At 67.6% G+C, this 11,987-nt stretch carries 10 protein-coding genes; 5 read left to right on the top strand and 5 right to left on the bottom strand.

What is annotated here, in order from left to right:
- Positions 1-93 precede the first annotated feature (93 nt).
- A complete protein-coding gene (locus SSKA14_RS14165; RefSeq protein ID WP_008268127.1) occupies positions 94-1,521 on the bottom strand; it encodes an amino acid permease in 1,428 nt (475 codons plus the stop codon).
- Positions 1,522-1,603: 82 nt separating this feature from the next.
- Entirely contained in the window at positions 1,604-3,079 is a 1,476-nt protein-coding gene (locus SSKA14_RS14160; RefSeq protein WP_040007848.1) for an amino acid permease, read from the bottom strand.
- A gap of 132 nt (positions 3,080-3,211) precedes the next feature.
- On the opposite strand from SSKA14_RS14160, the gene SSKA14_RS14155 reads away from it, so the two are divergent.
- On the top strand, positions 3,212-3,826 hold the full coding sequence (locus tag SSKA14_RS14155) for an NUDIX hydrolase (protein WP_083797373.1): 615 nt from the start codon (positions 3,212-3,214) through the stop codon (positions 3,824-3,826).
- Positions 3,827-3,936: 110 nt separating this feature from the next.
- Here the strand turns inward: SSKA14_RS14155 and serA are convergent, their stop codons facing one another.
- Complete coding sequence (gene serA, locus SSKA14_RS14150) at positions 3,937-5,178, bottom strand: phosphoglycerate dehydrogenase (protein ID WP_008266804.1); 1,242 nt, start codon at positions 5,176-5,178, stop codon at positions 3,937-3,939.
- 169 nt (positions 5,179-5,347) lie between these two features.
- Between serA and SSKA14_RS14145 the strand changes: the two genes are divergently transcribed.
- The 3 genes from SSKA14_RS14145 to SSKA14_RS14135 all read left to right on the top strand — a co-directional run bounded on the left by SSKA14_RS14145 (position 5,348) and on the right by SSKA14_RS14135 (position 8,936).
- Complete coding sequence (locus SSKA14_RS14145; protein WP_008265837.1) at positions 5,348-6,736, top strand: FAD-binding oxidoreductase; 1,389 nt, start codon at positions 5,348-5,350, stop codon at positions 6,734-6,736.
- 63 nt (positions 6,737-6,799) lie between these two features.
- Complete coding sequence (locus SSKA14_RS14140) at positions 6,800-7,099, top strand: DUF2388 domain-containing protein (RefSeq protein ID WP_008267725.1); 300 nt, start codon at positions 6,800-6,802, stop codon at positions 7,097-7,099.
- Between the two features lie 40 nt (positions 7,100-7,139).
- Positions 7,140-8,936 (top strand): DUF4105 domain-containing protein, encoded by a 1,797-nt coding sequence (locus SSKA14_RS14135; protein ID WP_040007845.1) that lies wholly within the window; start codon positions 7,140-7,142, stop codon positions 8,934-8,936.
- Here SSKA14_RS14135 and SSKA14_RS14130 read toward each other — a convergent pair.
- Together SSKA14_RS14130 and SSKA14_RS14125 are read right to left on the bottom strand one after the other, a co-directional pair.
- Complete coding sequence (locus SSKA14_RS14130) at positions 8,914-9,990, bottom strand: ATP-binding protein (protein WP_008266649.1); 1,077 nt, start codon at positions 9,988-9,990, stop codon at positions 8,914-8,916. The two genes, SSKA14_RS14135 and SSKA14_RS14130, sit on opposite strands and share 23 nt — an antisense overlap.
- Positions 9,990-10,706, bottom strand: coding sequence for a response regulator (locus tag SSKA14_RS14125; RefSeq protein ID WP_008267289.1), 717 nt, complete (start codon positions 10,704-10,706; stop codon positions 9,990-9,992). The genes SSKA14_RS14130 and SSKA14_RS14125 overlap by 1 nt, the downstream gene beginning before the upstream one ends.
- A gap of 129 nt (positions 10,707-10,835) precedes the next feature.
- Here SSKA14_RS14125 and SSKA14_RS14120 point away from each other — a divergent pair, with 129 nt between their 5' ends.
- A complete protein-coding gene (locus SSKA14_RS14120) occupies positions 10,836-11,984 on the top strand; it encodes an efflux RND transporter periplasmic adaptor subunit (protein ID WP_008266967.1) in 1,149 nt (382 codons plus the stop codon).
- Positions 11,985-11,987: the final 3 nt, after the last annotated feature.

Raw genomic sequence — 11,987 nt, 5'->3', positions numbered from 1 at the left:
AACCCGCCCCGCCAAAGCCTCAGCCCAGCGGTTGCCGTTGCTCCGGCTTCAAAGGCGGGTGCAGGGCCGCAGGCCCTGCAATGCAAAACCCCCTCACTTCCCCCGCAGGCGGCTGTGCTTGAAGCCGTAGCAGAAGTAGATCACGAAGCCGACGAACGTCCACACGCCCATCAGCATCCAGTTGTGCATCGTCATCGCCGACAGCAGCGCCAGGCAGCTCAGCACGCCCAGGCTGCAGATCAGCCACGCCATCGGCATGCGGAACGGGCGCGGCAGGTCCGGCTGGGTGCGGCGCAGGATCAGTACGCCGGCACAGACGGCGGCGAACGCGATCAGCGTGCCCATCGAAGTCAGCTCGCCGAGGATGTCCAGCGGGAACAGCGCCGCCAGCAGTGCGATGCCGATGCCGGTGATCACCGTGTTGATGTGCGGGGTGCGGTACTTCGGATGGATCTTGGTGAACACCGGCGGCAGCAGGCCGTCGCGCCCCATGATCATGAAGATGCGCGGCTGGCCGATGATCATCACCAGCACCACCGACGACAGGCCGACCAGCGCGCCGACCTCGACCACCCAGCGCAGCCAGCCCAGCTGCGGATGCGCGGCGACCGCAGTGACCACCGGCTCGTCGGTACCCAGCAACTGGTACGGCACCAGGCCGGTCATCACCGCCGCCATCGCGATGTACAACACGGTGCAGATCACCAACGAGAGCATCATGCCGATCGGCATGTCGCGCTGCGGGTTCTTCGATTCCTGCGCGGCCACCGACACCGCCTCGAAGCCGATGTAGGCGAAGAACACCATCGCCGCGCCACGCAGCACGCCTTCCATGCCGTACTTGCCGGGGCCTTCGTTGGCGGGGATGAACGGGGTCCAGTTGCTGGTGTCGACGTACTTCCAGCCGACCACGATGACCAGCACGATCAGGCCGGTCTTGAGCACGACCATCGCCATGTTCATCGCCGAGGACTTGCTGATGCCGACGTAGCACAGCCAGGTCAGCAGCAGCACCAGTGCGGCGGCTGGCAGGTTGGCGATCGCGCCGGTCGGGCGCAGCTGCGCGTCGAGTGGCGCGCTGACCAACGCCGCCGGAAGATGGATGTCGAACTGGCTGAGCAGGCTGAGGAAATAGCCGGTCCAGCTGACTGCCACGGCTGATGCGGAGACGCCGTATTCCAGCACCAGCATCCAGCCGATGAACCACGCCGAGAGCTCGCCGAAGGTGGCGTAGGTATAGGTGTAGGCGCTGCCGGACACCGGCACCATCGAGGCGAACTCGGCGTAGGCCAGTGCGCAGAAGGCGCAGCAGATGGCGGCCAGCACGAACGACAGCATGATCGCCGGGCCGGCATGGTTGGCGGCGGCCTGGCCGGTGATGACGAAGATGCCGCCGCCGATCACCGCGCCGATGCCGAGGGCGGTCAGCCCCCAGGGGCCGAGGTGGCGGCGCAGGCTGAGGCCGTTGGCGTCTTCATGGGCGGCATGCGGGTGCTTGGTGGCCCACAGTTGCTTGAACATGTGTGGTGGTCTTGTCGAAGCGCGCCGCCAGGGGCGCGCGGGGAAAACGGACGGGCCGGCGCGAGGCCGGCCCGTAGGCGGATCAGGGCGACTTGGCCAGCTTGCTGTTGCGGATGCCGTAGCCCAGGTAGATCAGCAGGCCGAGCAGCGTCCAGCCAACGAACAGGTGCCAGTGCACCACGAACGCCTGCCAGAACAGGAACAGGCAGGTGGCCGCGCCCAGCGGGCAGATGATCCACACCATCGGCACGCGGAACGGGCGATGGATGTCCGGCTTGGTATAGCGCAGCACCAGCACGCCGATGCAGACCGTAGCAAAGGCCAGCAGGGTGCCCATCGAGACCAGTTCGCCCAGCACGTTCAGCGGCACCAGGCCTGCCAGTGCCGCGGCGATCACGCCGACCACGATGGTGGCGACGTACGGGGTGCGGAAGCGGGCGTGGACCTTGCCGAAGAACTTCGGCAGCAGGCCGTCGCGGGAGATGGTGTAGGCGATGCGGGTCTGGCCCATCATCATCACCAGCACCACCGAGGACAGGCCGGCGATGGCGCCGATCTCGACCATGGTCTTCAGCCACGACAGGGTCGGGTAGGGCTCCAGCGCGGTGGCCACCGGCTTGTCGGTACCCAGCAGGTGGTACGGCATCATGCCGGTCAGCACCGCGCAGACGATGATGTAGACGATGGTGCACACCGCCAGCGAGCCGAGCAGGCCGATCGGCATGTTGCGCTGCGGGTCCTTGGTCTCGCCGGCGGCGGTGGAGACCGCATCGAAGCCGATGTAGGCGAAGAACACGATGGTGGCCGCGCGGAACACGCCGCTCCAGCCGAACTCACCCGGCACGCCGGTGTTTTCCGGGATGAACGGCTGCCAGTTGGCAGGATCGATATGGGCCGCGCCAATGCCGATGAACAGGCAGATGACGGTGACCTTGATCGCCACGATGATCGCGTTGACGAAGGCCGACTGGGTCACGCCCACGTACAGCAGGCCGGACACCGCCGCCACGATCAGTACCGCCGGCAGGTTGAACAGCTTGCCGGAGGAGACGAACTCGCTGCCGGTCCAGGCGATGGGCGCGGCGCTGAGCAGGTCCGGGAACGGCATGTGCAGCGTGGTGGTGATGAAGCTGATCAGGTACGCCGACCAGCCCACCGCGACCGAAGCCGAGGCGAACAGGTACTCCAGCACCAGGCACCAGCCGATGAACCAGGCCATGCCTTCGCCGAGGGTGGCGTAGGAATAGGAATAGGCGCTGCCGGAGACCGGCATCATCGCCGCGAACTCGGCGTAGCACAGGCCCGCCAGGGCGCAGGCGAATCCGGCGATCACGAACGACAGCATCACTGCCGGGCCAGCGTGGTTGGCTGCGGCCTGGCCGGTCAGCACGAAGATACCTGCGCCGATCACCGCACCCACGCCAAGCAGGATGAGGTGTTTAGCCGTGAGGGTCCGTTTCAACGTGGCTTCGCCGTCCAGGCTGCCTTCGATGGGTTCGCCGGCATCGACGTGCCCGGCCGGCTGGACCGGCTTGACCCTCAACAGAGCTTTCAGCATGCAGTACTTCCTAGTGATCGGATTGGGTGGGCCGCCGATACGTTGCCGGCAACCTTGAATGGTGAAGGCCGTGCGAACGGCCCGCTGTACCTTAGCCAAAGCTGAAGCCAACGCACAAGCGCAATCGCAACAATGAACGGCGATAATGAGCAGTATTTTTCCAGACGCCGCCCATTCATGAGCCAGACCGCCGAAACCCTTGCCGTGCTTGACGATCGCCTGCGTGGCCTGCTGCGGGACTATGCCCGCCGTGAGCCGGCCCACGACGCACTGGCTGCCGAATTCGGCACATTGTTGGACGATCCGGAAGATCCGTTCCGGCGCGAACGGCTGGCCGGCCACTTCACCGCCAGCTGCTGGCTGGTCAGCGCCGACGGGCAGCGCCTGCTGCTGACCCACCACCGCAAGCTGCAGCGCTGGCTGCAGCTGGGCGGCCACGCCGACGGCGACCGTGACCTGGCCCGGGTGGCGCTGAAGGAAGCCGAGGAAGAATCTGGTCTGACCGGCTTGGTACTGGAAGACCCGGCCATCTTCGATCTGGACAAGCACTGGATTCCAGAGCGCAAGGACGTACCGGGGCATTGGCACTACGACGTGCGTTTCGTGATCCGTGCGCTGGGTGGCGAAGCCTTCGTACTCAGCGAGGAATCGCTGGACCTGGCCTGGCGGCCGGTGGCCGAGGTTGCCGCCGATCCGGAATCGGATGAATCGATGCAGCGCATGGCACAGAGGTGGCTGGCGCGTTGAAGAACGCATCCACGCATGGCGTGGCTCTACTGCGATCCAGTAGATGCACGCCATGCGTGGAGGGTGAGATGTCGGATGGATTCCGCCGGGCATGGCCCGGCGAGACGTGATCAGTACAGGATGCGCGTGCGCAGGGTGCCGGGAATCGCGGCCAGCTCGTCGCGCACCGCGGCGGCCTGTTCCTCGCTGGCGGTGATGTCGATCACCACGTAACCCACCTTCGGGTCGGTGCGCAGGAACTGGCCGTCGATGTTGACGTTGTGGCGCGAGAAGATCTCGTTGACCTTGGACAGCACGCCCGGCACGTTCTGGTGGATGTGCAGCAGGCGCAGGCTGTCGGCATGCTCGGGCAGGGTCACTTCCGGGAAGTTGACCGCCGACAGCGTGCTGCCGTTGTCGCTGTAGCGCACCAGCTTGGCGGCCACTTCCACGCCGATGTTGTCCTGCGCCTCCAGCGTGCTGCCGCCCACGTGCGGGGTCAGGATCACGTTGTCGTGGCGGGTCAGCGGCGATTCGAAGATATCGCCGTTGCCCTTTGGTTCGACCGGGAACACGTCCAGCGCGGCGCCACCGACGTGGCCGCTGGCCAGCGCCGCGTCCAGCGCATCGATGTCGACCACGGTGCCGCGCGCGGCGTTGATCAGGTGCGCGCCCTTGCGCATCTTCGCCAACTCGGTGCTGCCGATCATCCACTGCGTGGACGGGGTTTCCGGTACGTGCAGGGTGACGATGTCGGCGCGGGCAAGCAGATCGTCCAGGCTGGCCGCGGCACGCGCATTGCCCAGCGCCAGCTTGGTTTCCACGTCGTGGAAGATCACCTGCATGCCCAGCGATTCAGCGAGCACGCCGACCTGGGTGCCGATGTGGCCGTAGCCGATGATGCCCAGCGTCTTGCCACGCACCTCATGGCTGCCGCTGGCCGACTTCGACCAGCCGCCGCGATGGCATTCGGCGTTCTTCTGCGGGATGCCACGGGTCAGCATGATCGCCTCGGCGATCACCAGCTCGGCCACGCTGCGGGTATTGGAATAGGGGGCATTGAATACCGGGATGCCGGCCAGCTCGGCCGCGTCGAGGTCGACCTGGTTGGTGCCGATGCAGAAGCAGCCCACCGCGATCAGGCGCTTGGCCTCGGCCAGCACCTCGGCGCTGAGCTGGCTGCGCGAACGGATGCCGACGATGTGCGCCTCGGCAATGCGCGCTTTCAGTTCGTCCTCGGGCAGCGCCTTGGTGTGCGCTTCGATCTGGCTGTAGCCGGCGGCGCTGAACACCTCCACGGCGGTCTGGCTGACCCCCTCCAGCAACAGCACGCGGATATCCTGCTTCGGGAACGAGGTCTTCTTCGGCGACATGGGGCAACACGGCCAGTGGGACAGGGGCCAATCACTATGCCAGATCGCGCAGCCCATGGTGCAGTGCGCAATTGGTTGCATCCGTAGCTATCTGCGCGCCTGCAGGGCTGGACGCTGGCGCGTGCCACTGGCACGCTTGCCCGTTCTTCACGCACCGCGCTGGACCGTCATGACCGATTCCCGCATTGCCTCGCTGCAGCAGGCCTGTCCCGGCCTGAAACTGAAGACTGATCCGGCCGACCTGGAGCATTACGGGCGCGACTGGACCCGGCGCTGGACGCCGGCGCCGCTGGCGATTGCATTGCCGGCCACGGTTGAGGAAGTGCAGGCGGTGATGCGCTGGAGCGCGGCCGAGGGCGTGGCGGTGGTGCCGTCGGGTGGCCGCACCGGCCTGTCCGGTGGCGCGGTCGCGGCCAACGGCGAGCTGGTGCTCAGCCTGGAGCGGATGAACAAGGCGCTGGCCTATGACGCGGTTGATCGCACCCTGGTGGTGCAGGCCGGCATGCCGCTGGAGGCGGTGCACAACGCCGCGCTCGACCACGGCCTGATCTACCCGGTTGATTTCGCGGCGCGCGGTTCCTGCACGATCGGCGGCAACATCGCCACCAACGCCGGCGGCATCCGCGTGATCCGTTACGGCAATACCCGCGAATGGATCGCCGGGCTGAAAGTGGTCACCGCCAGCGGCGAGCTGCTCGAACTCAACAAGGGCCTGATCAAGAACTCCAGCGGCTATGACTTCCGCCACCTGCTGATCGGCTCGGAAGGTACGCTGGGGGTGATCGTCGAGGCGACAGTGAAGCTGACCGACCCGCCGCCGGCCAGCAATGTGATGCTGCTGGCCGTCCCCAGCTTCGAGGTGCTGATGCAGGTGTTCGCCGCGTTCCGCGCGCGCCTGCAGCTGCAGGCCTTCGAGTTCTTCACCGAGCGGGCGCTGGAGCACGTGCTGGCGCATGGTGCGCAGGCGCCGTTCGACGAGGTGCACCCTTACTACGTGGTCACCGAGTTCGCGGCCAACGACGAGGCGCAGGAAGCGGCGGCGATGGCGGCGTTCGAGGACTGCATGGGCAACGGCTGGGTCAGCGATGGCGTGATCAGTGCCAGTGACGCCCAGGCCGCCCAGCTGTGGCGCCTGCGCGAAGGCATCACCGAGTCGCTTGCACGCTACAAGCCGTACAAGAACGATGTTTCGGTGCGGATCTCGTCGATGCCGGCGTTCCTGGCCGAGACCCAGGCGCTGATCGGGCAGGCCTATCCGCATTTCGACGTGGTCTGGTTCGGCCACATCGGTGACGGCAACCTGCATATCAACGTGCTCAAGCCGGACGACACCCCCGACGCCGAATTCGTGTCGCAGTGCGAGCACGTGACCAAGCTGCTGGCCCAGGTGCTGGCCCGTTTCGATGGCAGCATTTCCGCCGAGCACGGCATCGGCCTGGTCAAGAAAGGCTACCTGGACAGCACCCGCGGCCCGGCCGAGATCGCGCTGATGAAGGCAGTCAAACGCGCGTTCGATCCCCAAGCGCGGCTGAATCCCGGCAAGCTGTTCGACGTCTGAGCCGGGCAAATCCTTCACGTACCCGTTACGCTCCACGCATTCTCACAACCGGCTTCGAATCAGATGACCCGTCCGCTTGTTCTGCTCGCCCTGCTGTCCCTGCCGCTGGCCGGCTTCGCTTCCAGCTTCGCGGGTACCTCGGCCGGCTCGGCCACCGGTGCTTCCTCCGGTTCCTCGGCCAGCAGCTCGGGCGACGACAAGGTGGTACAGGCCGCACGCGATGATGCCGCTGCGTTCGTCGCCAGCGACGGCCAGATCCGCGGCGCACGCCTGCAGGCCGCGCTGGTCCAACTGCGCGAGCAGGATGCCGCTGCCCAGCAGCAGAGCGACCTGCAGCTGGCCCGCGCGCTGCTGGCACGCTGATCCGGCCTTCGGGTAGTGCCGGCCGCTGGCCGGCAACTCCATGACATCTGCACGGAACGCAGCCACGCTTGGCGTGGCGCTACTGCTGATCGCCCCCGTCGCGCACGCAGCCGACCGCCTGCAGCTCGACCCGGCGGGGCTGAGCCCTGCGCAGCAGCAGCTGGCCGGCCAGACCCTGGCCGATGTGCAGTCACTGCTGCCGGACGGCCTGCTGCGTGCCTTGCCGATGCAAGTGCAGGTGCGCTGGGGCGCTGACCTGCCCGCCGAGGTGCATGGCCGTGCCTTCGCCGGCCGCATCACGCTGCGCCGCGACCTGCTGGACGACAGCGTGCCTGGTGCGCGGCGGGCTCGACGCAGCGCGTTGGTGCACGAGCTGACCCATGTCGCCGACCGCAATGGCGCCGATTGGTCGCGCACTGCGCGTTGGCGCGATCTCGCCGGGTGGCAACGCAAGCCGTGGCATCTCGGTCGCGGCCACAACGACTTCCGTGATCGCAGCCCGGACGGTTATGAGCTGAAAGACCCGGCTGAATATCTGGCGGTAAACGCCGAGCATTTCATGCTCGATGCCGAGTTTGCCTGCCGTCGCCCGGCACTGGCGCAGTGGTACCAGGAGCACTTCGGCACGCCGCCGTCGCTGCCGCAGCCGCAGTGCGACCGCCGCGTCCCGTTGCTGCAGGCGGAGCCGGAGGAAGGGGCGGCATCACTGCTGCAGCTGGATCCCTCACGGGTTTACGCGGTGGATTACCTGTTCGCCGAAGGCAGCGCGCAGCCGATGAGCCGCTGGGGCCACAGCATGCTGCGGCTGGTGATCTGCCGGCCAGGCCGCGCGCCGGGGCCGGACTGTCGCCTGGACCTGGAGTACCACCGCGTGCTGTCGTTCCGCGCCTTCGTCGGCGACGTGCAGATTTCAAACTGGCGCGGGCTGACCGGTGGCTATCCCTCGCGGCTGTTCGTGCTGCCGCTGCAGCAGGTGGTGGACGAGTACACCAAGGTCGAACTTCGCGGGCTGCAGTCGTTGCCATTGCAGCTGGATCGCGACGAGATCGCCAGCCTGCTCGAGCGCACCGCGCAGGTGCACTGGAGCTATGACGGGCGCTATTACTTCGTCAGCAACAACTGCGCGGTGGAAACCGCGAAGCTGCTGCAGGCCGGCGTGCCGCGGCTTGGGAGCGCCGGCCTGGCGCAGCTGAGCCCGCGCGGGCTGAAGCGCCGGCTGGCGCGGTTGCAGGTGCTGGATGAGCAGGTGCTGGCCGATCGCGAATCAGCACAGGCGCAGGGCTATTACTTCGCCTCGGCGCGTGACCACTATCAGCAGTTGTTCGGCGTGGCCGCTGCCCAGCTGGCGTTGCCCGCGCGCGATGTGCGCGGCTGGTTGAAGCTGCCCGCGCGACAGCGCGCACCGTGGCTGCTGCAGGGTGACCTGCGGGCGAGTGCGGGCCTGCTGTTGCTGGAGCAGGCCGCGCAACGACGTGCCGAACTGCGCGCGCGCGATGTGCTCAAGCGGCAGCTGCTGGGTGCACCGGACAGCGCCCAGACCCGCAACCTGCGCGGGCTGCTGGAGCAGAGTGGGCAATGGCTGCGCCCGGGTACGTTGCTGCCGGGCGATGGCTACGGATTGCCGTTGGCCGGCGAACAGGCGCTCCTGATGCAGGCCGTGGCCACTGCCAGTGCGCAGGCGGTGCCGGCGTGGCAGGCGCTGCGCCTGCAGCTGCGCCAGCAGTTGCCGGTGAACCAGCGCGAAGAAATGGATGCGATCGATGCCAATCTGGCCGCGCTTGGTGCACACCTGCGCACGCAGGCGGCCAGCTCGCCTACTGGCGCGGCAGTTCGATGACGAAACGGCTGCCGCCGGCGCTGCCCGGCATGCAGTAGACGCGGCCACCGTGGGCGTCGGCGATGGCCTTGACCACGGCCAGGCCGAGCCCACTGCCACCGCCCTGCCGAGAGCGGGAGCCGTCGGCACGCATGAACGGTGTGAAGATGTCGGTGTGGAGCTCCGGGTCGATGCCCGGGCCCTCGTCTTCGATGGCCACCTGCACATGCGCTGGCGTGTCATGCACCGCAATCCGCACCTTGCCCGGGCTGGCGTAGCGACGCGCGTTCTCCAGCAGTGCCAGCAGCGCCTGGCGAAGCCGGGTCGGATCGCAGTGCGCGGTGTGTTCCTCGCGGCTGGTTTCCAGTTCCAGCACGAAGCCGGCAGCGCGGAACTGCGGGTCGACCAGGGTCATCACCGAATGCACCTCCGCCACCACGTCGGTACGCGCTCGGCGCACGTCCAGCCGCGCATTGTCGGACAGGCTCAGCACGCGCAGATCCTCGATCAGGCGCGACAGGCCTTCGACCTGGGCAAGCAGGCTGCGGAACTGGGATTCGTCGGGTTGGAACACGCCCTCGGCCAGCCCTTGCAGGCGGCCGCGCAGGATCGTCACCGGGGTGCGCAGCTCGTGGGCGATCGCGGCGTGCCACATGGCACGCTCGCTCTCCATGTGCTGCAGGCGCCGCGCCATCGCATTGAAGTCCTCGACCAGGGTGGCCACTTCGCCGGGTGAGTTCTCTTCGACGCTGGCGCGTGCACCGAGATCGCCGCCGGCCAGCGCGCGGACGCTGTCCACCAGCGAATTCAGCGGTGACAGGATGCGGTGTGCAAGCCGGAACGAGGCCGCAATGGCCAGCGCCAATCCGGTAAGGATCACCCCGACCATCCATGCCAGTTCCGGCCCTGTCGGCAGCCAGCTCTCCGGCTCCTCGGCACTGCCCGGGAAGAACTCGACCAGCACCGCGTACAGCAGCCACGACGACAGGATCATCATCACGATCACGCCGATCACCATCAGCGACATCGAGACGATGATGTGACGGCTCAGCCCGGAGCGGCGCAGGGGGCGCATCAGCGGTCGGCCATCAACCGGTAACCGACGCCGCGCACACTGGCCGGTACATTGAGCATGCCCACCTCATCCAGCTTGCGTCGCAGCTTGCTGACATGGCTGTCGACGGTGCGCTCCAGCGCCTCGCTCTCCGGCAGGCACTCGTGCATCAGTTCGCTGCGGCTGAAGATGCGCGTGGGGGCCAGTGCCATGCAGTGCAGCAGCTTGAACTCGGTGAGGGTAAGCAGCACTTCGTGGCTGTAGCCGTCGCCCTCCACGTGCACCGCATGCGTTGCCGAGTCGATCAGCAGCGGGCCCACGCGCAGCGCGCTGGGTGCATCCACGCGCGAGGCGCGCAGTGTACGCCGCAGCACGGCGCGCACGCGCGCGGCCACCTCGGCCGGATTGAACGGCTTGACCACGTAGTCGTCGGCGCCCATGCGCAGTGCGGTCAGCTTGTCCAGGTCCTGGTCCAGCGCGGTCAGCATGATCACCGGCGTATCGCCGCGTTGGCGCAGCTGGGTCAGCACGCTCCATCCATCCAGGCGCGGCAGCTGCACGTCCAGCAGGACCAGGTCGGGGCGGGCGCTGCGGTGCAGGTCGAGCGCGCCGTGGCCATCGGCGGCACGCAGGGTGCGCAGTCCTTCGCGTTCCAGATAGGCGGTGAGAATATCGGCGATCTCGGCCTCATCCTCGACGATCAGGACGAGGGCGGCGAGGGCAGGGGAGGCATGCATGCAGGGGCGGGGCCTTAAGGTGCTTGCCTCCATCGTATCTCCACAGTTCCTCCATCGAAACCCCATCATCGCCACGCACACTGCGCTCTTCAGAACCTTTCAGCCGCCCGCGCGGCATTGTGCACAGCAATGAGAACCTTCAGGACTCCGGCCGCGTTGATCGCGGCCTTCGCTCTGGCCATGACGGCCTGCTCCTCCCCCGAAGCCCCGCCCGAAGCCGCACCGCGTGTCAGCGTGGTCACCGTCGGCCCGCAGGTGGTGCAGCGTGACGATGAACTGCCCGGCCGCGTGGCCGCCGTGCGCACCGCGCAGATCCGCGCGCAGGTGGGTGGCATCGTGCAGCGCCGCCTGTTCGAGCAGGGCGCCGAAGTGAACGCCGGCCAGCCCCTGTTCCAGATCGATCCGGCCGCTTTCCGTGCCGACGTCGACTCAGCGCTGGCTGCGCTGCAGCGCAGTGAAGCGGCGTTGGGCCGCAGCCGCGTGCAGTCGCAGCGACTGCATGCCCTGGCCGCCGCGCAGGCGGTCAGCCAGCAGCATCGCGATGATGCCAGCGCCGAGTACGAACAGGCACGCGCGGCAGTGAATGAAGCGCGCGCGATCCTGTCCCGTCGCCAGCTCGACCTGCGCTATGCGACGGTCAGCGCACCGATTGCCGGCCGTATCGACCAGGCGTTGGTGACCGAAGGGGCGCTGGTCGGTGTTGCCGATGCCGAGCCGATGGCGGTGGTGCAGCAGATCGACCAGGTCTACGTCGACGTGCGCCAGCCTGCCGCGCAGCTGGAGTCGCTGCAGCGCAGCGCCGCCGGCGGTGGCGAACTGCCGGTGACGATCATCGGCGCTGCCGGCAAGCCGCTGTCTGAACGTGGCCAGCTGCTGTTCTCCGGCATCAACGTCGATGCGCGCACCGGTGACGTGATCCTGCGGATCCTGGTCGACAATCCGCAGCGCCAGCTGCTGCCGGGCATGTACGTGCGTGCCAGGGTGCCGCGCGGCGCCCCGGCCAGTGCGCTGACCGTGCCGCAGCAGGCGGTGCTGCGCAGCGCGGATGGCCAGGCCTATGCCTGGGTGATCGCGGGCGATGGCAAAGCGGTGATCCGCACGCTGGAGGTTGACGGCAGCGTTGATCGCCAGTGGCTGGTCCGGCATGGGCTGAAGGCAGGCGAGCGGGTGGTGGTCGAGGGCCAGGAGCGCCTGCAGGAAGGCGTGGTGGTCGATGCGCGCGACTGGCAGCGGCCGGTCGCCAGCGCCGGTGCGATGCAGGCCGGCAGCAAGGGCTGAGCC

Origin of the sequence: Stenotrophomonas sp. SKA14 (assembly GCF_000158575.1) — a bacterium.
GTDB classification, from domain to species: domain Bacteria; phylum Pseudomonadota; class Gammaproteobacteria; order Xanthomonadales; family Xanthomonadaceae; genus Stenotrophomonas; species Stenotrophomonas forensis.
Note: the sequence above shows the minus strand (reverse complement) of the source record. Positions and strands in the feature narration are given on the sequence as shown.

What these genes read in the sequence shown, in the direction of transcription:
- SSKA14_RS14165 (WP_008268127.1), bottom strand. Translation starts at nt 1,521, where the DNA reads ATGTTCAAGCAACTGTGGGCCACCAAGCACCCGCATGCCGCCCATGAA.
- SSKA14_RS14160 (WP_040007848.1), bottom strand. Translation starts at nt 3,079, where the DNA reads ATGCTGAAAGCTCTGTTGAGGGTCAAGCCGGTCCAGCCGGCCGGGCAC.
- SSKA14_RS14155 (WP_083797373.1), top strand. Translation starts at nt 3,212, where the DNA reads ATGAACGGCGATAATGAGCAGTATTTTTCCAGACGCCGCCCATTCATG.
- serA (WP_008266804.1), bottom strand. Translation starts at nt 5,178, where the DNA reads ATGTCGCCGAAGAAGACCTCGTTCCCGAAGCAGGATATCCGCGTGCTG.
- SSKA14_RS14145 (WP_008265837.1), top strand. Translation starts at nt 5,348, where the DNA reads ATGACCGATTCCCGCATTGCCTCGCTGCAGCAGGCCTGTCCCGGCCTG.
- SSKA14_RS14140 (WP_008267725.1), top strand. Translation starts at nt 6,800, where the DNA reads ATGACCCGTCCGCTTGTTCTGCTCGCCCTGCTGTCCCTGCCGCTGGCC.
- SSKA14_RS14135 (WP_040007845.1), top strand. Translation starts at nt 7,140, where the DNA reads ATGACATCTGCACGGAACGCAGCCACGCTTGGCGTGGCGCTACTGCTG.
- SSKA14_RS14130 (WP_008266649.1), bottom strand. Translation starts at nt 9,990, where the DNA reads ATGCGCCCCCTGCGCCGCTCCGGGCTGAGCCGTCACATCATCGTCTCG.
- SSKA14_RS14125 (WP_008267289.1), bottom strand. Translation starts at nt 10,706, where the DNA reads ATGCATGCCTCCCCTGCCCTCGCCGCCCTCGTCCTGATCGTCGAGGAT.
- SSKA14_RS14120 (WP_008266967.1), top strand. Translation starts at nt 10,836, where the DNA reads ATGAGAACCTTCAGGACTCCGGCCGCGTTGATCGCGGCCTTCGCTCTG.